This window comes from Thalassospira sp. MBR-102 (genome assembly GCF_040549275.1).
In the GTDB taxonomy this organism is placed as follows: Bacteria; Pseudomonadota; Alphaproteobacteria; order Rhodospirillales; family Thalassospiraceae; genus Thalassospira; species Thalassospira xiamenensis.
On sequence record NZ_JBEPTC010000002.1, the window covers coordinates 165,503 to 186,710 of the forward strand.

General features: G+C 54.3%; 20 protein-coding genes. 5 read left to right on the top strand and 15 right to left on the bottom strand.

The window, feature by feature from the left end; genetic code table 11:
- Position 1: 1 nt before the first annotated feature.
- Together hisC and ABIE64_RS04240 are read right to left on the bottom strand one after the other, a co-directional pair.
- Positions 2-1,099 carry a histidinol-phosphate transaminase gene (gene hisC / locus ABIE64_RS04235; protein WP_007092000.1) on the bottom strand — a complete coding sequence of 366 codons (1,098 nt, stop codon included), beginning with the start codon at positions 1,097-1,099 and terminating at the stop codon, positions 2-4.
- A 53-nt stretch (positions 1,100-1,152) separates the two neighbouring features.
- Entirely contained in the window at positions 1,153-2,046 is an 894-nt protein-coding gene (locus ABIE64_RS04240) for a chorismate mutase (protein ID WP_007091999.1), read from the bottom strand.
- 177 nt (positions 2,047-2,223) lie between these two features.
- Here ABIE64_RS04240 and metX point away from each other — a divergent pair, with 177 nt between their 5' ends.
- The 4 genes from metX to ABIE64_RS04260 all read left to right on the top strand — a co-directional run bounded on the left by metX (position 2,224) and on the right by ABIE64_RS04260 (position 5,290).
- Positions 2,224-3,384: a homoserine O-acetyltransferase MetX gene (gene metX, locus ABIE64_RS04245; protein WP_007091998.1), complete on the top strand. Its 1,161-nt coding sequence runs from the start codon at positions 2,224-2,226 to the stop codon at positions 3,382-3,384.
- A gap of 3 nt (positions 3,385-3,387) precedes the next feature.
- Positions 3,388-4,032, top strand: a complete 645-nt coding sequence (metW, locus tag ABIE64_RS04250; protein WP_354376716.1) for a methionine biosynthesis protein MetW — start codon at positions 3,388-3,390, stop codon at positions 4,030-4,032.
- Between the two features lie 87 nt (positions 4,033-4,119).
- A complete protein-coding gene (locus tag ABIE64_RS04255) occupies positions 4,120-4,989 on the top strand; it encodes a hypothetical protein (RefSeq protein ID WP_354376717.1) in 870 nt (289 codons plus the stop codon).
- A gap of 10 nt (positions 4,990-4,999) precedes the next feature.
- Positions 5,000-5,290, top strand: a complete 291-nt coding sequence (locus ABIE64_RS04260) for a hypothetical protein (RefSeq protein ID WP_037987088.1) — start codon at positions 5,000-5,002, stop codon at positions 5,288-5,290.
- On the opposite strand, the gene moaE is transcribed toward ABIE64_RS04260, so the two are convergent.
- From moaE to ABIE64_RS04295, 7 genes are all read right to left on the bottom strand, one after another.
- Positions 5,287-5,745 (bottom strand): molybdopterin synthase catalytic subunit MoaE, encoded by a 459-nt coding sequence (moaE, locus tag ABIE64_RS04265; protein ID WP_354376718.1) that lies wholly within the window; start codon positions 5,743-5,745, stop codon positions 5,287-5,289. The genes ABIE64_RS04260 and moaE overlap by 4 nt on opposite strands.
- A 24-nt stretch (positions 5,746-5,769) precedes the next feature.
- Positions 5,770-6,321: a CDP-diacylglycerol--glycerol-3-phosphate 3-phosphatidyltransferase gene (gene pgsA / locus ABIE64_RS04270; RefSeq protein ID WP_007091993.1), complete on the bottom strand. Its 552-nt coding sequence runs from the start codon at positions 6,319-6,321 to the stop codon at positions 5,770-5,772.
- Positions 6,322-6,477: 156 nt separating this feature from the next.
- Positions 6,478-7,728, bottom strand: coding sequence for a uracil-xanthine permease family protein (locus ABIE64_RS04275; protein ID WP_354376719.1), 1,251 nt, complete (start codon positions 7,726-7,728; stop codon positions 6,478-6,480).
- 175 nt (positions 7,729-7,903) lie between these two features.
- On the bottom strand, positions 7,904-9,823 hold the full coding sequence (uvrC, locus tag ABIE64_RS04280) for an excinuclease ABC subunit UvrC (protein WP_354376720.1): 1,920 nt from the start codon (positions 9,821-9,823) through the stop codon (positions 7,904-7,906).
- 439 nt (positions 9,824-10,262) lie between these two features.
- Entirely contained in the window at positions 10,263-10,688 is a 426-nt protein-coding gene (folB, locus tag ABIE64_RS04285; protein ID WP_051682075.1) for a dihydroneopterin aldolase, read from the bottom strand.
- Between the two features lie 62 nt (positions 10,689-10,750).
- Entirely contained in the window at positions 10,751-11,521 is a 771-nt protein-coding gene (locus ABIE64_RS04290; RefSeq protein ID WP_037987078.1) for an SDR family oxidoreductase, read from the bottom strand.
- 158 nt (positions 11,522-11,679) lie between these two features.
- Complete coding sequence (locus ABIE64_RS04295; RefSeq protein ID WP_063094364.1) at positions 11,680-12,642, bottom strand: calcium/sodium antiporter; 963 nt, start codon at positions 12,640-12,642, stop codon at positions 11,680-11,682.
- Positions 12,643-12,959: 317 nt separating this feature from the next.
- Between ABIE64_RS04295 and ABIE64_RS04300 the strand changes: the two genes are divergently transcribed.
- Positions 12,960-14,720, top strand: a complete 1,761-nt coding sequence (locus tag ABIE64_RS04300; protein WP_007091987.1) for a cation:proton antiporter domain-containing protein — start codon at positions 12,960-12,962, stop codon at positions 14,718-14,720.
- 62 nt (positions 14,721-14,782) lie between these two features.
- Here the strand turns inward: ABIE64_RS04300 and phoB are convergent, their stop codons facing one another.
- From phoB to ABIE64_RS04330, 6 genes are all read right to left on the bottom strand, one after another.
- Entirely contained in the window at positions 14,783-15,478 is a 696-nt protein-coding gene (phoB, locus tag ABIE64_RS04305; protein WP_007091986.1) for a phosphate regulon transcriptional regulator PhoB, read from the bottom strand.
- Positions 15,479-15,495: 17 nt separating this feature from the next.
- Positions 15,496-16,218, bottom strand: coding sequence for a phosphate signaling complex protein PhoU (gene phoU, locus ABIE64_RS04310; protein WP_354376721.1), 723 nt, complete (start codon positions 16,216-16,218; stop codon positions 15,496-15,498).
- Between the two features lie 21 nt (positions 16,219-16,239).
- Positions 16,240-17,043 carry a phosphate ABC transporter ATP-binding protein PstB gene (pstB, locus tag ABIE64_RS04315; RefSeq protein WP_037987065.1) on the bottom strand — a complete coding sequence of 268 codons (804 nt, stop codon included), beginning with the start codon at positions 17,041-17,043 and terminating at the stop codon, positions 16,240-16,242.
- A gap of 1 nt (position 17,044) precedes the next feature.
- The gene (pstA, locus tag ABIE64_RS04320) at positions 17,045-18,394 is read right to left on the bottom strand and encodes a phosphate ABC transporter permease PstA (RefSeq protein ID WP_063094362.1); all 1,350 of its coding nucleotides are present in this window, start codon (positions 18,392-18,394) and stop codon (positions 17,045-17,047) included.
- Positions 18,387-19,766: a phosphate ABC transporter permease subunit PstC gene (gene pstC, locus ABIE64_RS04325; protein WP_354376722.1), complete on the bottom strand. Its 1,380-nt coding sequence runs from the start codon at positions 19,764-19,766 to the stop codon at positions 18,387-18,389. The genes pstA and pstC overlap by 8 nt, the downstream gene beginning before the upstream one ends.
- A 135-nt stretch (positions 19,767-19,901) precedes the next feature.
- Entirely contained in the window at positions 19,902-20,930 is a 1,029-nt protein-coding gene (locus ABIE64_RS04330) for a PstS family phosphate ABC transporter substrate-binding protein (protein WP_063094360.1), read from the bottom strand.
- Positions 20,931-21,208 lie beyond the last annotated feature (278 nt).

Sequence of the window (21,208 nt, forward strand, 5' to 3'; positions counted from 1 at the left end):
TTTACCTGTTCACAAAGTCTTTGATCGCCTGAAGGCAGATTTCCATTTCTTCCTTCGTACCGATGGAAATACGCAACATCTGCGGCAGGCCATAAGCACCGATTTTGCGTGGGATAACGCCCTGTGCCATCATGAAATCATTGGCAGCATCGGCGTTTTTGCCTTCTTCCTTGGGGAATTCGACCAGAACAAAGTTGCCATAGCTCGGATGGGCGATCAGCCCGTCAATCGCGTTCACCTGATCACGGAACCACGCCAGTGTTTCGGCATTGTGACGCACGCAGGCATTGACGAATTCATCATCATCAAGTGCAGCAAGACCGGCTTCCTGTGTCGGAAGGGCCACGTTAAACGGATTGCGCAGGCGTTGCAGAACATCGGCAATATCAACCGGCGCATAGCACCAGCCAAGGCGAATGCCACCAAGACCATAAATCTTGGAAAAGGTGCGGGTCATGACGGTATTTTTACCGGCACGCACCAGTTCTTCACCGGCGGAATAATCTTCCTGACCGGTCATGAATTCGGCATACGCCGCATCAACGACCAGAACGATATCTTCGCGCAAACCATCACGCAGGCGTTTCATTTCCGCATCATTGATGTAGGTGCCCGTTGGATTGTTCGGGTTCGCGACAAAAACGATTTTTGTTTTTTCGGTCACAGCCGCCAGCAACGCATCAACGCTGGTAGTCATATTGGTTTCGGCCGCAGTCACCGGAACCGCACCGACACCCTTGGCCGCAATCGGATACATCAGGAAGCCATGCTGCGAATACAGCACTTCATCCCCCGGACCCGCATAGGCACGGATCAGAAGGGTGATCAACTCGTCCGAGCCGGCACCGCAGACAATCTGATCGGCTTCAATATTGTATTTCTCGGCCAGCTTGTTGCGAAGCGCCTCGCAACCGCCATCGGGATAGCGATGCAGCTTTTCAGCCGCCTTGCGGAGCGCCTCGATGGCCTTGGGGCTCGGGCCAAGCGCGCCTTCGTTCGATGAAAGCTTGATCACGCGGGTTGCACCATCGGTGCGCGACTTGCCGCCAACATAAGGCGCAATATCAAGAATGCCGGGACGTGGGGTGGGCGCAGACATTTCCTAGTTTCTCCCAGTGGGCAGGGCCGGTGACAATCAACCGACCGGTATTATCAACTCAGCGCGTCTTCAGGAATCGGCACGCCATAGGCACCGACAACACTGAGCCCTTCGGGATCAAGTCCCTGATCGGTCAGTGCACGTTGAAACGCTTCGGCGCGATTACAAAAGAATCCCGGCACATCAACAAGAACAAAACGCCGATCACCGGTTTCATCGGCAGAAAAGCCAAGGATTGCCGATCCATCGATGCCATTCGCAATTTTTTTGCGCGCCGTATCCATCGAAATCTCGTTTGGCAGGCTGACGATAAACAGCGTGCGATCATCACCGCTTTCTTCAAGCTCGATTGCCGCAAGGACAAATCCTTCGGTCTGCTCACCCCGTCCGACCGGACGTCCGCCAAATGGCAGTTTCGAGACAATGCGCACCGGGCTGTCATCGGACAACAAGGTCCACCATGGCTGTGCTTCGCCCAGTTCGGGTTTCGGGAACACACCGACCGCCGCGCGCCCTTCTTCAAGGGCATAAAATGCTTCGCGCGGTGTATCGAATTCGACGATTTCGTTCAGGCAGCCAAAGTTAAGGCGCGCAAGTTCCCAGCAATCCACCCCGTCGGCATTGCGGCAAAGGGCGACTGTATAAGGCGCTTCAAGGCGCGTTCCGGCAGCGATCATTTCGCGCCAGATCTGGATCAGGGCCGTTTTCGGAAAGGCACCATCGTGACGATCAACCAGTGTACGCATGATACGGGCTTCACGTGCCGGACGATACGGCACCTTGACCTTGCCACCGGCCGCAATCACCCGGTCCTTATAGGCCCCGACTGCCTGCACAACCTTGGTACGCCGAATGATCAGGGATTGCAGTGCCTGATCGATATCATCGATTTCCGCCCTCAGCCCGTTCAGGTCAAGATTTGCTAAATTTTCGTCGCTTTGCGCCATGATCCGCTCTTTTGTCAAACGGGGCCCAGTATTAGGACAGGGCAACCGAAAAGCAAAGAAAAGATTGACTAAATCCCGGTCTATTCCTAGCTAGAACAGGCTTGTTTTCTTTGATGCCAAGGAACAGCCAGCCCTGCCTGCAACAAAAACAACCTAATCCAAGGGAAACGGACATTCATGTCGACCGCCGCCAGCACAAATCAGCGCAGCAAACTTCCCGGCCATCACATGGTCCTTGGGGAAACGGAAAAGCTGCGTCTTGATAGCGGCATCGAATTCGGGCCGTTCACCATTGCCTATCAGACATATGGTGAACTTAACGCCGACAAAACCAACGCCATTCTGGTGTGCCACGCCTTGACCGGCGATCAGTATGTCGCCGATGAAGTTCACCCGATCACCGGCAAGGAAGGCTGGTGGCGTGAAATCGTCGGGCCGGGCAAAATCATCGATACCAACAAATATTTCGTCATTTGTTCGAACGTGATTGGCGGTTGCCTGGGAAGCACCGGGCCCAAGGAAATCAACCCGGCTACCGGCAAGCCTTGGGGCCTTGATTTCCCGGTGATCACGATTGCCGATATGGTGCGTGCGCAGACCATGCTGATCGATGCATTGGGCATCGATACCCTGTTTGCGGTTATTGGCGGCTCGATGGGCGGCATGCAGGTTCTTGAATGGTGCAAAAGCTATTCCCATCGCGTTTTTGCCGCCGCGCCGATTGCAACCAGCTTCCGCCATTCGGCGCAAAACATCGCGTTTCACGAAGTCGGGCGTCAGGCGGTCATGGCCGATCCGGACTGGTGCGGGGGCAATTACCTGCTGGAAGGCAAAAAGCCTTCCCGCGGGCTGGCCGTGGCGCGGATGACGGCGCACATCACCTATCTGTCGCAACCGGCCCTGCATCGCAAATTCGGTCGCAAGCTTCAGAACCGCGGGGCGATTACCTATAGCTTCGATCATGATTTCCAGATCGAAAGCTATCTGCGCCATCAGGGCAAAAGCTTTGTCGACCGGTTTGATGCCAACAGCTATCTCTATATCACGCGGGCGATGGATTATTTCGATCTGTCCGCCGATGCCGAAGGCCGCCTTGGCGAAGCCTTCGTTGGCTGCAAAACCCGTTTCTGCGTCATTTCTTTTTCCAGCGACTGGTGCTTTACCACCGCCGAAAGCCGCCAGCTGGCCCATGCACTGAATGCGTCGTCATGCAATGTCAGTTGTGTGGAAATCGAAAGCGACAAGGGGCATGATGCCTTCCTGCTCGACGAGCCGGATTTCCATATGGTGTTAAGCGGCTTTATCGAAGGCGCTGCTGAAATCCGGGGATTGAAATAGGTTATGAATCACTCTTTACCCAATGGCAGCGGCGTTATTCCGAATGATCGCATTCGTGTCGATTTGCAGGTTATTGCCGATATGGTCGAACCCGGCACCCGTGTGCTTGATATCGGGTGCGGCGATGGTGAATTGCTGGGTTATCTGACGCGCAGCAAAAATGTTGATGCCCGCGGGCTTGAGCTTTCCAACGAAGGGGTTCGCAATTGCGTGGCACAGGGTCTTCCGGTGATGCAGGGCGATGCGGATCGTGATCTTGGCGATTATCCCGACGGGGCGTTTGATTACGCCATCCTCAGCCAGACATTGCAGGCGACCAACCGCCCGAAACAGGTTCTGACCGAACTGCTTCGCATCGGTCAGAAAGCCATCGTTTCCTTCCCGAATTTCGGTCACTGGCGTGCGCGGTTTGATTTGATGTTCCGCGGGCGCATGCCGCAAAACCCGAACCTGCCGATCATGTGGTACGAAACTCCGAACATCCATTTTTGTACCGTCCGGGATTTTGTCGCCCTTTGTGATGAATGCGGCTTTAAGATCGAACGGTCGATGGTGCTGAATGAAAGCGGATCGAAAGTCAGTCTGGATAGCCATTCACGGCTTGCCAATTTCTTTGGCAATCAGGCGCTTTTCATGCTGAGCAAGTAGTTCCTGCCAACGCCTTTGTCATTTTTGCCATCACAATTGCCCCCCATCCACGTCAGATGACGAGCATGATCACGTGATGGGGACGTTATGGCAGTTTCATCGATCTACCAATTCACACGCAAGGCAGTTCTGATTATTGGCATCGGGCTTTTGGCCGCCTGTTCGCAAAAGGCCGAAACCCTGAAAATCACGGTCACCCAGTTTGGCAGCGCGACCGAGGATGCCTTTGATGCCTATGGCACGGCACAGACCGCGCAATTTGCACCGACACCAAAATCACAAAGCGCCCGACAATCCGAATTCATCACAAATATGGAAGCCTTCACAGGCAAGGTGACGCCATCCAATCTGCCCACTCTGCTTGATCCGGATGCGGTTAAAATCGATCCGAATGTTGCGCAACAATGGCAAAAGACACTGGCCAGCCTGCGAAACCAGTATCAGCAATTTGTCGCGATTTTCGATCAGATCGAAGCCGGATCGGCACTTGGGGCATCGGCGGTAACGGATACCGGTCCGATCCTTGAAAAACTACGCAATCAGCTTGACGCCATCACCAGCGATCTGGCCAAAGACCCGCCGCAATTTCTGGTGCGCCGTGGCACACTGATTGCCGATTTGAACAAAATCCGTTCCGAACCGAACGATGATGACGATGCCAAATCACTGCGTCTGCAAATCTGGTGGCAGGACTGGAACGCTTTGATGGCCGAAGAAAAACTGCTTCAGGCACATACATTGCGCAGTTTCATGGCGGCATCTGCGTTAGGCAGACATTTGCAAACGCAGATCGATAATTACGCCAAGCTGGATGTAAATGCCCTGATCGGGGCTGCCGAACAAGGCATAACACTGGCCAGAAAAGTGCGCAGCCTGTCCCCACCGGAACTTGTCGCCGAGGGCCGCAATCTGTTTGAGACCGCAACCGGCAGCACAACAGCCACACCGGCACAATAGGGAGATTCCCATGAACAATCTTGATGAATTGATCCGTGCGGCCAAAAACAGCTTTGTTGAAATTGACGCAGCCTATCAGGCAGCCGACATCAACGAAAAACTCGTGATGGCCGAAACGCGCAACAAGGCCGCCGATCAGCTTATAGCGCTTCAGGCAAAGCGACTGATCCGGAATGCATCGGCAATTACCGATGCGGATATAACCGAGATGAAGAACCTTAAAGACCGGATCGACGATGCCGCCCAAATCCAGACAGCCCTGCTGCAATTTGTCGGGTTGCTGGCAAAATTTGTCGGTTAATCCGTGTTCCAGCGCTCGGCATCGGCATCGTCCGATGCCTTCGCTGTGACCCAGTGATCGCCTTTGGGGGTTTGCTCGCGTTTCCAGAAGGGTGCACGGGTTTTAAGGAAATCCATGATGAAGTCGCAGGCTTCGAACGCGGCGCGACGATGGGCCGATAACGTGATCACCAGGACAATCCGTTCACCGGGTAACATACGCCCGAACCGATGCACAATCCGCACATCATCAAGCTGCCAGCGTCTGGCGGCCTCGTCTGCGATATTTTCAAGTTCGCGTTCGGTCATCCCCGGATAGTGATCAAGGGTCAGGGCCGAAACCTGATCACCACCATGAATATCACGCACCAGTCCGACGAAACTGACCGCCGCCCCGATATCGGTACGGCCATCGGACAGGGCTGCCAGTTCGGCGCCCGGATCAAAATCGTTTTCCTGAACGGATACGCGTGCCATGCGGAACCTTATCCTATGCAGCCCTTAGTCGAGATGCTTAAGCCCGGTGCGAAGATAGATATACCCGGTCTGAACCGTCACCAGCCCGGCAATCCATAACAGGATATCACCAATCAGGATCGACGGGATCATGTCCGGCGACGCATCGCCAACCAGAAGAAACCCGATGGCAAGGATTTGTGCCGTGGTTTTCCATTTCGCAAGCACCGTCACCGGCAGCGGTACTTTCAGTTCGGCCAGATGTTCGCGCAGGCCCGACACCATGATTTCCCGGCACATGATGATCACAGCCGGCAAAACAGCCAGACCGGAAATACGTTCAAACGCCACCATCATCATCAGGGCGGCGGCAACCAGAAGCTTGTCCGCAATGGGATCAAGGAACCGGCCAAGCGGCGAAACCACATTCATGCTACGCGCAAGGTAGCCATCAAAAAAGTCCGTTACCCCGGCAAAGGCAAACAGCACAAACCCGATCCAGTTGCCAATCGGCCCGTTGATATAGAAGGACGCGACCAATGCCGGAATCACGATGATGCGCGACAATGTCAGCAGATTGGGAATCTGGTTTTTCATAAGGGGCCTGTTTGCGGGTATGTGCGGCAGTAATAAAATTTCGGATGACCTGTTATGAGCCAAACCGCACAATTATTAAAGTCTTGAATATATGACAACAAGGGCGATGTTTCAGATGTCAAACAACCGAAACATCGCCCTTGCGTTTCAAACGCCTCAGTCCGCGGGGGCCTCGGATGATTTGCGACCAATGCTGAGCAACTGGTAAAGAATGATTGCCGCAAGCGTCGCCGTGCCGATCCCGCCAATCGCGAAACCACCAAATTGCACCGTGAAGTCGCCGCCCCCGAAAATAAGGGTAATACCAACGGTGAACAGATTGCGCGGATCGGAAAAATCGACCCGGTTATCCACCCAAAGGCGCACCATTGCCGCCGCAATAAGTCCAAATACCGCAACACCAAGCCCGCCCAGAACCGGTGCCGGGATGGTATGGAGCAACGCCCCGAATTTCGGCGAAAAGCCCAGCAGGATTGCAATTACCGCCGCAATCACAAAGATCAGGGTCGAAAAGACGCGCGTTACGGCCATGACACCCATGTTTTCAACATAGGTGGTCACCCCCGTACCGCCACCGGAACCGGCCAGCATGGTTGCCAGACCATCACCGACAAAGCCGCGCCCGATATAACGGTCCATATTCTGTTTGGTCATGCCACCAATCGCCTTGATATGGCCGAGGTTTTCCGCCACCAGAATGAAGGCCACCGGAGCGATCATGAACATTGCCGAACTTTCAAAGCGCGGCGCGACAAAGGATGGCATGCCAAACCACGCTGCCTGCGAGAGTTCTGTAAAGTCAATCGCTGGCATCAGGCCAAACCCGTTCCCCAACACCAGAACCAGCACATAACCCGCCAGAATCCCGATCAGAATCGAAACCCGGCGCACTGAAACCGGCGCATAGACAGAAACCATCGCCACCGACAGCAATGTCAGAAGCGCCACCAGCATATGCATGTTATCGCCGGAAATACCGTTGATCCCGACGGGTGCCAGATTAAGACCGATGGCCGCCCCCACCGCCCCCGTCACAGCCGGTGGCATCAGTTTTTCAACCCAGCCCGTCCCGGTTGCCATGACGATCAAACCAATCACGACATAAAGTGCACCCGCCGCAATAATACCGCCAAGCGCGCCACCGATATCCGGGTTGGGGCCAGATCCGGCATAGCCGGTCGCGGCAATAACCACCGCAATAAAGGCAAAGGAAGATCCCAGATAGCTGGGCACACGCCCCGCCGTGCAGATAAAGAAGATCAGCGTGCCGATCCCGGAAAACAGGATTGCAAGGTTCGGATCAAAACCCATCAGAAGCGGGCCAAGAATGGTGGCACCCGACATGGCGACAAGGTGCTGCAAGCCCATCGGGAACATTGCCCCCCACGGCAGACGTTCGTCAGGCATGACGGTAGAAGACCGGGTCAGAGACCAGGAAGGAAAATATCGCATCGGTTTCCTTAAGCTGACTTTTAGACGTTACCCCAGTAACGCACTCTGCCCGATCAGCATGGCGCGTTATCAAACCGCGTCGGGTATCGCGCCCTGACCGGCAAAAAGCAAGATGCCTGCCGCAGGTTTTTTATTCCGTGTCATGAAAATGATCGTAAATCTTGCGGGCGAGGGCGGCACTGATGCCATCCACCGCCTCAAGATCGGTTAAACCGGCATCCGCCACGCCGCGCGCCGATCCGAAATGATGCAGCAACGCCTTTTTACGCGCCCCACCCACGCCGGGCACATTATCAAGAACGCTTTTGCCGATCTGCTTGGACCGTTTGGCGCGATGCGTGCCAATCGCCCAACGGTGCGCTTCATCGCGCAAACGCTGGATGAAATATAAAACCGGATCCTGCATATCAAGACGCACGGGCGGTTTTCCGGGGATATGCAGCACTTCTTTGCCCGCATTGCGGTCAACACCCTTGGCAACGCCGACAAGCATCACGTCTTCGATCCCAAGGTCTTCAAACACTTCGCGGGCCACGCCAAGCTGCCCCAAGCCACCATCGATCAGACAAAGGTCCGGCCATGTACCGTTTTCCCGGTCCGGGTCTTCCTTTTGCGCACGCGCAAACCGCCGGGTCAGAACTTCGCGCATCATGGCGAAATCATCACCCGGCGCGATATCGCCCTTGATATTGAATTTGCGATAGGCACTTTTCATAAAACCCTCGGGTCCGGCAACGATCATGCCGCCAACCATGTTGGTGCCCTGAATATGACTGTTATCGTAAACCTCAATCCGTTCTGGCGTGCCGTCCAGTTCGAGTTTATCGGCCAGATCTTCCAGCAATTTCCGTTGCGAAGCACTTTCGGCCATGCGCCGCCCAAGCGCGTCCTTGGCATTGGTCAACGCATGTTCAACAAGCTTGCGTCGACCGCCACGCTTGGGCACCTGCAAGGTGATCTTACGGTTATTGTTGATCGACAATGCGGTTTCGACCAGTTCCTGACCTTCGATCTCATGCGATAGCAGCACCTGTTTCGGGGCCGGTTTATCGGCATAGAACTGCCCGACAAAGGCCGACAGGATTTCGGCAATTTCCGCCCCCTGTTCATGGCGCGGAAAATAGGACCGGTTGCCATAGTTAGAGCCCGAGCGGAAGAAGAAGACCTGAACACAGCTTTGCCCGCCTTCATGATGCAGGGCGATCACATCGGCCTCTTCTACGCCTTCCAGATTGATGTCCTGATGCGACCTGATCTGGCTTAACGCACGGATACGATCGCGATACATCGCGGCCTGCTCGAAATCCATCCGTTCAGACGCGGCAAGCATGTCGGCTTCAAGCTGCTTGAGGATTTTCTGGCTGCGCCCGGTCAGGAAGTCACGGCAGATATCGACAAGCGCGTCATATTCGGCTTTGGCAACCCGATCCACACACGGCGCGGAACACCGTTTGATTTGATACAGCAAACACGGACGCGACCGGTTGGAAAACACCGCATCCGTGCAGGAGCGCAGCAAAAAGGCACGCTGCAAATGATTGATCGTGTTGTTCACCGCCCAGGCGGACGCAAACGGACCAAAGCAACTGCCATCCTTGGCCCGTGCCCCGCGATGTTTGACGATGCGCGGATAATCATGATCCTCGGTGATCAGGATATAGGGGAAACTTTTGTCATCGCGCAGAAGGATGTTGTAACGCGGTTTAAGCTTCTTGATCAGGTTGGATTCAAGAAGAAGCGCCTCGGCTTCGGTGTGGGTGGTGATGATTTCCATCTGCACCGTCTGTGCGACCATACGGGCAATCCGTATCGGCAACTGCATCAGACGGGTATAGGCCACCACGCGCTTTTTAAGGTTCTTGGCCTTGCCGACATATAGAACCCGGTCCTTGTCATCAATCATGCGATAGACACCGGCCGATCCCGGCATGGTTTTCAGCGCATGTTTGATGGCCTCGACACCGCGCGCAGCTCCCCCGTCATAATCATCGCCTTCAAGCGACAATCCGATTTCCCGAGCGGGGTTTTCGGATGGGGTTTCAGGCTTCATCAGGCGTCTCCGGCAGATTTATTAAAAATCAAAAGTTGTGACGGCTGTCACTTCTCAAAGTGGCTTCCGACAATACCCAAAAAGATTAACGTCGCAACATCACTTCACAGAATCGCAACCCAAAAAAGATGTCCACCAAGGCTGTGGATAAGTTTGTGGGTAATAGGGGGGCTCTTTGCTGCACCCCTTGAGAGTCTTAACGTTCTATGAAGTGCACATTTATTGAGCAAACAATCTAAGTTATTGTTTTTAAACACAAAAAATACTGTCAACCTGAAAACATTCGGTAATACAGGAGTCAAAAAAGAATATTTTCCTTTGATTCCATGCCCCCAGATGCTTGTGCATAAGGGAGACAGCGATTCGGCCTAGAGGAATCACAGAGTCCCCGTCCAAAACCGTTAACAAAAGTAAATTTTAAGCAGATTTACGGATGGGATCAGCGCGCGATATTAAAGCGCTCTATTTCCACTCCGACCGCGGCAACGTCGTCAAAGACATCAAGCTTTTCAACTCGGACGTTTACCTTGCGTACCCGACGATCCGCCAGGCACATATCGGCCAGTTTTTCCCCAAGGGTTTCCACAAGGTTCACATGACCGTCACGGCAAATTTCCCGCGTGCCGGTCACCAGATCTTCGTAGCTTAAAACAGTGGCAATATCGTCATTCTGGACACCCTCGCCTTCCAGAACGGCAAGGTCCAGATTGATCCGCACCCGCTGCGGAGCATGTTTTTCATGGTCATATACGCCAATGGATGTCTCGACGACCATGTCGCGCACGAAGACACGACGCAAACTGCCGGCATGATCTGCATAGGGCAGTGTCGTAATGTTATCGTCCTGCTTAAGGCCTGCGGTCATGGTCTGGTCTTCCTTGTGCTGCGCTTGGTGCGGCCAGATGTCCGGAACCCAAGCCCGACGCATCATTCCTCTGGCATATTCTGTTCACCACTGGGCGCCCAATTGAGGTGCTGCCCGCCGTCAAGCGCTAACATTTGCCCGGTGATGGCTGGCGCGGCAAGGAAAAATCGTACCGCGTCGCAAATCTCTTGCGGGTTTGTCCCAATTTTCAGGGGCGTCTGATCGCATTGCTGATCGAAAACTTCCTGTGTTTGCCGGACACTAGGCAGTGCCGGGCCGGGACCAATCGCATTAACCCGAATGTGCGGCGCCAATGCCAGTGCCAGTGTCTGGGTCAGCGTCCAAAGGCCGGCCTTGGACAAGGTATAAGTCATGAAATGCGGTGTCAGATTCCAGACACGCTGATCAATCAGGTTGATGATGACGCCCTTTTGCCCGGCGGGCAGCCGTTTAGCGAAATCCTGCGACAACACAAACGGTGCGCGCAGATTGGCTTCCATATGATAGTCCCAGCCCTCACGCGTGGCGGTGCTGATATCATCATATTCAAAGGTGGATGCATTATTGATCAGCACACCAATCGGGCCAAGTGCAGCCGTTGCTTCGCGTACGACACGGCTGGTGTCTTCTTCCTTGCCAAGATCAGCGGAAATAACGCAGGCGCGACGACCGAGGGACCGGATTTCCTCGGCAAGCTGTTCCGCATCCCTGCGCGAGGAATGGCAATGAAGGGCAACATCATAACCCTGTGTCGCCAGATCAAGCGATAAAGCCCGTCCGATACGCTTGGCAGCCCCGGTTACAAGAGCCGTTTTAGGCATTTTCCCTGTCATCTGGTTTCCATCCCGTTCATCAAGATGCGCCCCTTCCCGGGGAAGGCAGCCCCCTTAAATATCGGCCGCCGTCATTTATGTTTGGTCATTCCGGAACTTACAATCAAACCCGCCAGCCGGTCCATAACCGCATTTACCGTTTCAGGCATGAAGATCAATCATGCCGTAACCAGACTCGCGACATATCCCAGATAAGCCAGAACAAAGACGATCCCGGTGATCCGCGACACTCCGCGCAGGAAATAGCCGACCACCAGCAAAAGAATGGTAACTGCCAGCATGATCCAAAGATCGGATTGCAGAATCTGGTCTGGCACGGCAATCGGCGCAATCAGCGATACACCACCGATGATCACCAGCAGGTTCAAAAGATTGGAACCAACAACATTGCCAAGTGCAACGTCGGAATGCCCGCGGAACGCCGCAACAATCGATGCCGCCAGTTCAGGAAGCGATGTTCCGAATGCGACAAGGGTCAAGCCAATGACGGCTTCGGACACACCGAACTGACGCGCGACAGAAACACCACCATCCACCAGCAGATCCGCCCCATAGGTCAAGGCGACAATCCCGATAACAGTGGCAACAATCGGCTTGAGCCAACCGCTTGGTACTTCGCCGACTTCGTCGACTTCTTCCTCATGCAGGTGGCTGGCATCACCCGGGCTTTTTTTGTCATGCTGATAGGTAAAGTACCAGATCGCTGCCAGAACCAGCAGCATCACCGCCCCAGCCCAGCGTTCGACAACGCCAAACATGCAAAGCCCGATGAACAGAACGGTCCCCAGCAGCATGGTGCCGCCATCGCGCACAACCATGGTCCGCGATGCCGTAATCGGTTTTAGAACCGCTGTTGCGCCGAGGATCAAAAGAATATTGGCAATGTTAGAACCAACCACGTTCCCCATCGCGATGTCGCCCGACCCGGCAAGCGCCGCATTCAGCGACACGACAAATTCGGGGGCCGACGTCCCAGCGGCAACCACGGTCAAACCAACAATGATCTTGGAAACCCCCATCAACAGCGCCAGACCGACAGCACCGCGAACAATGAACTCACCACCGGCAGTCAAAAGCACAAGACCACCGATAATCTGCAAATAGGGGATGAACTGTTCCAATTCCGGCCTGCTCGTTTGGGGAAATTTCTGATTGTTCCATGCCCTTTTACGGGCCAGCGGAACATGGCATTGCGAACGTAGAATAGCAAGCTGCGTCGTCCCGTCGTAATACCATTCGTCACATCGGTGTGATGCGGTTCCCACACTGGCACGCATACCGAAAGCAATCGTCGCGGTCGCCTGCTCTTAAGACGTGTCATCCATCACAGATGCCCTCTCATACGCGAAATTTCCATAGAAATCATAGGGGTATTTCCGCTATCCTGATTTGAACGACTTCCTTTACACGCCTATCTGCGCCGGACGCATAATCCATCATGTCACACAGCGTTCTTTTCGAGCTGTTCCTTGTCCTGACCGCCGCGGTGATTGCCGTCCCGCTGGCACAGAAATTACGTGCGAACTCGATCATCGGTTTCCTGATCGGCGGCTTTTGCATCGGCCCTTTCGGTTTTGGCCTGATCAGTGACCGCGAAGACATTTCAACCGTCGCCGAGCTTGGCATTGTCTTTCTGCTGTTCATGATCGGTCTTGAATTGTCGCGCGAACGCCTGCGCGTGATTGGGGGCCGGTTCGCGACCCTTGGTTTCCTGCAGATCGGCGTCACGATGGCCGTGATGTTCGGTGTATTGCTGCTGATCAATTACGATATGCCCGCCTCCATCGTGATTGCCGGAGCACTGGCCCTGTCATCAACAGCCATTATCCTTAAACAGCTTTCCGATGAGCGCCAGTTGCACACACGTTTCGGGCGTGCAGCCCTTGCCATCCTGCTGTTGCAGGACGTTGCGGTTGGTCCCTTCCTGATCATGGTGCAGGCCGCAGGCAATGCCGGGAGCGAAACCAGCCCCTGGATCAGCGCACTAAGCGGTGTGGGGGCGGTTGCTGTATTGTTGCTGACCGGTCGTTATCTGCTGCCACGACTGTTTCGGTATATTGCGGCCCTTAAAAACCCGGAACTTTTTGCAATCGGGACCCTGTTTGTCGTTCTGGCTGCCAGCACATTGACCGAAGCCGCGGGCCTTTCAATGGCGCTTGGTGCCTTTATCGCCGGAGTAATGTTGGCCGAAACCGAATTCCGCCATCAGATCGAAGCCGACATTTCGCCATTTCGCGGTGTTTTCCTGTCGCTGTTCTTCATGTCTGTGGGAATGTCGGTCAATGCCAATGTGGTCATCGGTCAGGCCGGAACGATCATTTTGTGGCTGATCGGGCTTCTGGTCATAAAGGCAGCGGTTCTTTTCGGATTGTCCCTGCTGATCGGCTTTAACCGGGCATCGTCAATCCGGGTCGCCATGAGCCTGGCCGCCGGTGGTGAATTCGCCTTCGTCATGCTTGCACTGGCATCGCAGAACGGGGCGGTTCCGATTGACATCGCCGTGATGCTGATCCCGGTGGTTGCGATTTCGATGGGTCTGACGCCGACTTTGATTTCGCTCGGCCATCGCATCGAACAGAAGCTTCATCCCAAGGAAACCGATCAGCTAAGCGAGATCTCGGATGAAACCGACGGCATTCAGAAACATGTTCTGGTGATTGGTTGCGGGCGCGTGGGCCGGGTTCTGGCCCGTCTGCTGCGCACCAAGGAAATCCCGTTTATCGTTCTGGAATCCGATGCCCAACAGGTTTCGCGTGGCCGAGCCGAAGGTCTGCCGGTTTATTTTGCCGATGGGTCCCGACCGGAAACATTTCGTGCCGCCCATACCGAACAGGCCCATATTGCCGCCGTTGCCATGGGCAACCCGCACGCAACGGAAAAGACCGTCGCCTTGCTGCGACAGCATTATCCGCATCTGAAAATCTTTGCCCGTGCCCAGGACATCACCCATATCGGTCCGCTGTCACGCAGTGGTGCCGATGCAGCCATCCCAGAGGTACTTGAAACCGGTTTACGCCTGTCCGATCACGTTCTGGCGGCCTGCGATATCCCGCAGGAAGATATCGATATCGAAATAGCCAAGTTCCGGCGTGCCGATATGCTGCTGATGAACGAACTTGCCCCGCGCACCGCGCGCCAAAAAACCGAAGACCAGGCACAAAAAACTGCCAAACCGGCAAAATCCAGGAAAAGCACCTGAAACGCAAAGACCCCCATCACAATAATGGGGGTCTTTCGTTTCGTCTTCCGGAATAACCGCAATCAGGCGGCTTCGACATCCAGTGCATAACCCGCGGCACGAACCGTGCGGATCACATCGCGCGTTCCCTTGACGTCATTCAATGCCTTGCGCAGACGACGAATGTGAACGTCAACCGTGCGGGTTTCGACATAGATATTCGGCCCCCAAACCGCATTCAGAAGCTGCTCGCGCGAGAAAACCCGCCCCGGATGTTCCAGGAAATAACGCAGCAGACGGAATTCGGTTGGGCCAAGATGGATAGCCTTGCCGTTACGACTGACACGATGGGCGGCCAGATCCATTTCGATATCGGAATAGATCAACTGCCCTTGTGGTTGCGCCGGACCGGATCGACGCAGAAGTGCGCGAATACGGGCCAGCAATTCACCAATCGCAAACGGCTTGGTTACATAATCATCGGCCCCGGTATCAAGGCCGCGGATGCGGTCGCCTTCTTCGCCACGCGCCGTAACCATGATCACCGGCAAATCGCGGCTTTCAGGCTTCCGGCGGATCTGGCGGCAAACCTCGATCCCTGACATCACCGGCAGCATCCAGTCCAGAAGGACCAGATCGACATGGGTTTCGGCCAGAATTTTCAACGCTTCGTCACCGTCCCCGGCTTCGACAACCTGCATCCCCTCGCGTTCGAGGTTGTAGCGCAACATGGTTACGATTGCAGCTTCGTCCTCGACGATAAGAACCGTTGGGTCCATCTTCCTATGCTCCAGTGTCACTCATTCGGTTCTACGACGGCAAAGTTCGCCGCGTCATTTTTTGGCCGAGTATCCATCGGCAGGTCTTCGCCCTTGATCCGGTAATAGATCGTTTCGGCAATGTTGGTCGCATGATCGCCAATACGTTCGATATTCTTGGCGATAAACAGCAGATGGGTCGATGCCGTGATGTTACGCGGATCTTCCATCATATAGGTCAGCAGTTCACGGAACAGGGAATTGTACATATCGTCAACTTCCTGATCGCGCGCCCAGACACGCTGGGCCTTTTCCGCATCACCTTCGATATAGGCATCCAGAACGTCCTTGATGATTTCCTGGCACAGCTTGGCCATGTTCGGGATCACCTGAACCGGGCGGATCGGCGGCACCTGGTTAAGAACCTGCGCACGCTTGGCGATATTTTTCGCCAGATCACCGATACGTTCTAGATCGTTGGACAGTTTAAGCGCGGTCACCACCTGTCGCAGGTCATCTGCCATCGGCTGACGCAGGGCCAGAAGACGTACGGCAAAATCCTGCACTTCCTGTTCCAGCGTATCGATACGGTGATCGGAAAGAATGACCTTCTCGGCCAGTTCAGAATCCCGTTTAACGATCGCACGAATGGCGGAAATCAGCTGACTTTCGGCAAGCCCGCCCATCTGCGAAATGATGTTGTTCAGACGGGTCAGTTCTTCGTCAAACGAACTGACGATATGATGTTTGTCATCGACCATCGAAAATACTCCTGCCCGGACTTAACCGAAGCGACCCGTAATGTATCCCTTGGTGCGTTCGTCCTTGGGATTGGTGAAAATCTGATCGGTTTCGCCCACTTCGACCAGCTTGCCGAGATGGAAAAACGCCGTGCGCTGCGACACGCGGGCAGCCTGCTGCATGGAGTGCGTCACGATCACAATGGTGTAGTTCGAACGAAGCTCATCGATCAGTTCCTCGACCTTTGCGGTTGCAATCGGGTCAAGTGCCGAACACGGTTCATCCATCAGGATGACTTCGGGGCTGACGGCAACCGCACGTGCAATGCAAAGACGCTGCTGCTGCCCACCAGAAAGACCGGTTGCCGGTTCCGGCAGACGGTCTTTGACTTCTTTCAGTAGACCCGCCCGTTCAAGCGAGGTCATGACGATTTCATCGAGCTCGTCGCGCGAATTCACCAGACCGTGAATACGCGGGCCATAGGCCACGTTGTCATAAATCGACTTCGGGAACGGGTTCGGTTTCTGGAACACCATGCCAATGCGCGCGCGCAACTGAACAACGTCGATTGCCTTGTCATAGATATCACGGTCATCAAGCGTTACCTTGCCCTTGATCGTGACACCGTCAATCGTGTCATTCATGCGGTTCATGCACCGCAGGAAGGTTGATTTGCCGCAGCCCGACGGGCCGATAAGTGCTGTGACCTGGCGTTCGACAATGTCAAGATTGACATCAAAAAGCGCCTGGTTGTCGCCGTAGAAAAGATTGAGGTCACGGGCCGTCATTTTCGGGCTAGTGACTGACGGCTCTGCCGTCATTGCGCTTTGAGTTACAACAGCCATTTTACCACTTCCGTTCAAATTTCTTGCGCAGATACACGGCCAATCCGTTCATCAGGATCAGGAAGCCCAGCAAGACCATGATGGCCGCCGAAGTCTTCTCGACAAAGGCACGTTCCGGACTATCCGCCCACAGATAAATCTGCACCGGCAGAACTGTCGCCGGATCAAGTGCCCCGCCTGGGATATCAACAATAAACGCCACCATACCGATCATCAAAAGCGGTGCGGTTTCCCCAAGAGCCTGCGCCATGCCGATGATGGTCCCGGTCAGAATACCGGGCATCGCCAGCGGCAACACGTGATGGGTCACCGTCTGAACCGGCGACGCCCCAAGACCAAGGGCAGCCTGCCGGATCGACGGCGGCACTGCCTTGATCGCCGCACGTGATGCGATGATGATGGTCGGCAATGTCATGAGGGCCAGCGTCAGACCACCAACAACCGGGGCCGACCGCGGCAGGTGCATGACATTAAGGTAAACCTCAAGCCCGAGAAGACCGAACACGATCGACGGCACAGCCGCAAGATTGTTGATGTTGACTTCGACAATCGTCGTGAACCGGTTTCGCGGTGCAAATTCTTCCAGATAGATCGCCGCCAGAACACCAATCGGAAACGACAGTATCAGTGTCACAACCAGGGTATAGAAAGACCCGACCGCAGCGCCCCAGATCCCGGCCAATTCCGGTTCGCGGGAATCACCATTGGTAAAGAACCGCGTATGGAACTGCTTTTCGACCGATCCTTGAGAGACCAGTGTATTATACCAACCAATTTCCTGATCATTCAGGCGACGGTCGCCTTCGTCTGTGTTTGCACTGATATAACCTTTGTTGAGCATATCAAAGTCGTCACCGGAAATCAGCCAGACCTTCCGGGTCTGTCCGATCAGAGACGGATTTTCAAGCACCCTCTCGCGCAGATCATAAGATGCCCCGCCCGAAACAATGTCATAGAGATCACGCCGTTCGCTACGTCCGCTCACTTCCGGGAACTGTTTGCTCAGTGCATCCCTGATCAGACTATCAAAATTGGCCCTGCCAATAATTGCCGGATCACCTGTTCCGTCCGGATCAATCTTGGCCGGGTCGAAAAAGATTTCCATCTGAACATAGGTCTGGAAAAAGGCACTATAACCTTTCGAAATGATCGAATAGCCAAGCACAACCAGCGCCATAAGAGCGATGGCAATTGCGCTTAAGCCGTAAATCTTGAACCTGCGTTCCGCTGCGTAACGTTTTTTAATGTTACGTGCCAATTTCGGGCTGTCCCAGTCAACCGGCGTGTGCAGATTGCCAGAGATCACTTTTGCGGCGGCTCTGTCTTCCATAAGCGATGCCATATCAGTCATATTTCTCGCGATACTTCTGAACAACCTTAAGGGCAAACACGTTCAGACCCAAGGTGATAAGGAAAAGAAGCAGACCTAGTGCAAATGCCGACAGGGTTTTGGCACTGTCAAATTCCTGGTCACCGACCAGAAGTGTTACGATCTGCACGGTAACAGTGGTCACGGCCTGCAACGGGTTTACCGTCATGTTGGCGGCAAGTCCGGCAGCCATCACAACGATCATGGTTTCCCCAATCGCACGCGACACCGCCAGCAATACCGCACCAACAATACCGGGCAGGGCTGCGGGGAAAATCACATACCGAATGGTTTCAGACCTTGTTGCACCAAGGCCATACGATCCGTCGCGCAACGACTTCGGCACCTGTGACATGACATCATCAGACAGCGATGACACGAACGGAATGATCATGACCCCCATGACCAGACCCGCAGCCAGCGCACTTTCGGAACTGACATCAAGTCCAAGCACAGCACCATTGTCGCGCAAGAACGGAGCAACTGTCAGGGCCGCAAAGAAGCCGTAAACAACCGTCGGAACACCCGCCAGAATTTCAAGCGCAGGTTTGGCAACGGCCCGGAATTTGGGCGATGCATATTCACCCATATAGATGGCAGAGAACAAACCGACCGGCACCGCCACAAACATTGCAATCAGCGTAATCAGCAATGTTCCAACAAAAAGCGGGATTGCGCCAAATGCACCGTCGGACGCCACCTGATCTGCGCGGATGGCCGTCTGCGGGCTCCATTCCAGACCGAACAGGAAGTCCAGCGGGCTGACCTTGCCAAAGAAATGCAGCGCTTCAAACAAAAGCGAGAAAACAATGCCGACCGTCGACAGGATGGCAATCGCCGAACACACGATCATGATATAGCGAAACAGCCGTTCGACATTGTTTCGCGCGCGCATTTCCGAAGAAATCCGGCGGTAAGACAGAGCCAAGCCCACCAGGGCAACAGACACCATCACAACAATAAGAGCAGCATTTGCGATGGTGTTAAGATTGGCAAGCCGATGGCCGGCCTCTACAATCTCGGGAGAAACGGTAAGATGTTCCCCGCCTCCGGCAGCAATTTGCGAGATGCTGTTAAGCGCCAAAGATAACAGCCCGGAATTGGACGTCACTTCTTCGGGAAGATCGGCAACGATCATTGTCTGAATGATCGTCCCTTCAGACATCATCCAAACCAGCAAAAGGCCCAAAGCCGGCAGGCCGCACCACAACGCCGTATACATCCCGTAATGCGCAGGCAGCGAATGAAGATTGCTGTATCGACCTTTCGACAGGGCCACCGCGCGCTGTCGACCGAAATAAAATGACACGGCACACAGGAGTGCCACAGCAAGCAGCAAATAGGTCAGGGACATTGCGATTAATCCATTTGCCAAAGAATGACCAAAAAACTTGGTGCGCGTTTAAGGCAGGTCCAAGAATAAATCAATTAAAGCCTGAAAACAAAGAAACCGGTGGCAGAAAAGGCTGCCACCGGTTGAAAGATCGCGTTACATGCTCAGCGGAGCAAGGTTCAGCGCAGCATTACGGACTGCTTCACGCTCGGCCGCATCCATCGGGATGAGACCACGGTCAGCAAGGTAACCTTCGTCACCAAATGCTTTGTCGGAGGTGAATTCGGTCAGATATTCTTTGATACCCGGAATGGTACCAACATGGGCGTTCTTGACATAGAAGTACAGCGAACGCGAAACCGGGTAATCACCAGCAGAGATGGCTTCGAAGGTCGGCTCAACACCGGCAATCAGGGAACCCTGAAGTTTGTCGCCGTTCTGATCAAGGAACGAGAAGCCGAAGATGCCAAGCGCATCATGGTTTGCTTCGAGTTTCTGAACGATCAGGTTGTCGTTTTCACCGGCTTCAACATAGGCACCGTCTTCACGAACGCCTTTGCAAACTGCACCGTGCTGATCTTTGTTGTCCTTGATTGCCTTAATGGCTTCGAAGGAGTCACAGGCCTCTTCAAGTACCAGCTCGGTGAAGGCATCACGGGTACCGGAGGTCGGGGGCGGGCCGAGAACTTCGATTTTAACGTCCGGCAGGCTCGGGTCGATTTCGGCCCAGGTGCTGTACGGGTTATCGATCAGCGACTTGCCGTCTTTCGAAGGAACGGTTTTGGCCAGCGCCAGGAAGATCTGTTCTTTGGTCAGGTCAAGACGCGGAGCATCTTTGGAGTTCGACAGAACGATACCGTCGTAACCGACTTTGACTTCGGTGATTTCGCTGATGCCGTTTTTGGCACAGGTTTCAACTTCGGACTTCTTGATGCGACGCGAAGCATTGGTAATGTCCGGATGCTGTTCGCCAACACCGGCGCAGAACAGCTTCAGACCACCGCCGGAACCGGTCGATTCAATAACCGGTGTCTTGAACGAGGTGGTTTTACCGAATTCTTCAGCAACCGCAGTTGCGAACGGGAAAACGGTGGACGAACCAACGATACGAATCTGGTCGCGTGCCTGAGCCGCGCCAACAAAGGCAACGCTCATCAGCGCCGCAACAGCAAGAGTCTTCTTCATGGTAAATTCCCCAGTAATTGTTCCAAACCGGAACGGTGCAACGATCTGCGAGGCGGACTCTAACGCTGGGTGCTTACGGTATTGCGTCACTTTTGTTAACATTATGTGACAACGCATCGGAGATGAAAAAGACCTCGAAAAAACCTTTATTTATCAAAGGTTTTCTAAAATAGATCCGGGCCGGAATCAAAACTGGAACCGGCATTTTTCCTGTTTCCAGCCGCAGGTTTTACAGTCTTCGTTACATAAACTGTAACATTGCCCCGAAACATCACCCG

What these genes read in the sequence shown, in the direction of transcription:
- hisC (WP_007092000.1), bottom strand. Translation starts at nt 1,099, where the DNA reads ATGTCTGCGCCCACCCCACGTCCCGGCATTCTTGATATTGCGCCTTAT.
- moaE (WP_354376718.1), bottom strand. Translation starts at nt 5,745, where the DNA reads ATGGCACGCGTATCCGTTCAGGAAAACGATTTTGATCCGGGCGCCGAA.
- pstC (WP_354376722.1), bottom strand. Translation starts at nt 19,766, where the DNA reads ATGTCCCTGACCTATTTGCTGCTTGCTGTGGCACTCCTGTGTGCCGTG.
- pstA (WP_063094362.1), bottom strand. Translation starts at nt 18,394, where the DNA reads ATGACTGATATGGCATCGCTTATGGAAGACAGAGCCGCCGCAAAAGTG.
- pgsA (WP_007091993.1), bottom strand. Translation starts at nt 6,321, where the DNA reads ATGAAAAACCAGATTCCCAATCTGCTGACATTGTCGCGCATCATCGTG.
- ABIE64_RS04260 (WP_037987088.1), top strand. Translation starts at nt 5,000, where the DNA reads ATGAACAATCTTGATGAATTGATCCGTGCGGCCAAAAACAGCTTTGTT.
- uvrC (WP_354376720.1), bottom strand. Translation starts at nt 9,823, where the DNA reads ATGAAGCCTGAAACCCCATCCGAAAACCCCGCTCGGGAAATCGGATTG.
- pstB (WP_037987065.1), bottom strand. Translation starts at nt 17,043, where the DNA reads ATGGCTGTTGTAACTCAAAGCGCAATGACGGCAGAGCCGTCAGTCACT.
- phoU (WP_354376721.1), bottom strand. Translation starts at nt 16,218, where the DNA reads ATGGTCGATGACAAACATCATATCGTCAGTTCGTTTGACGAAGAACTG.
- ABIE64_RS04330 (WP_063094360.1), bottom strand. Translation starts at nt 20,930, where the DNA reads ATGAAGAAGACTCTTGCTGTTGCGGCGCTGATGAGCGTTGCCTTTGTT.
- ABIE64_RS04290 (WP_037987078.1), bottom strand. Translation starts at nt 11,521, where the DNA reads ATGACAGGGAAAATGCCTAAAACGGCTCTTGTAACCGGGGCTGCCAAG.
- metX (WP_007091998.1), top strand. Translation starts at nt 2,224, where the DNA reads ATGTCGACCGCCGCCAGCACAAATCAGCGCAGCAAACTTCCCGGCCAT.
- ABIE64_RS04255 (WP_354376717.1), top strand. Translation starts at nt 4,120, where the DNA reads ATGGCAGTTTCATCGATCTACCAATTCACACGCAAGGCAGTTCTGATT.
- ABIE64_RS04275 (WP_354376719.1), bottom strand. Translation starts at nt 7,728, where the DNA reads ATGCCTGACGAACGTCTGCCGTGGGGGGCAATGTTCCCGATGGGCTTG.
- metW (WP_354376716.1), top strand. Translation starts at nt 3,388, where the DNA reads ATGAATCACTCTTTACCCAATGGCAGCGGCGTTATTCCGAATGATCGC.
- ABIE64_RS04240 (WP_007091999.1), bottom strand. Translation starts at nt 2,046, where the DNA reads ATGGCGCAAAGCGACGAAAATTTAGCAAATCTTGACCTGAACGGGCTG.
- ABIE64_RS04300 (WP_007091987.1), top strand. Translation starts at nt 12,960, where the DNA reads ATGTCACACAGCGTTCTTTTCGAGCTGTTCCTTGTCCTGACCGCCGCG.
- folB (WP_051682075.1), bottom strand. Translation starts at nt 10,688, where the DNA reads ATGACCGCAGGCCTTAAGCAGGACGATAACATTACGACACTGCCCTAT.
- phoB (WP_007091986.1), bottom strand. Translation starts at nt 15,478, where the DNA reads ATGGACCCAACGGTTCTTATCGTCGAGGACGAAGCTGCAATCGTAACC.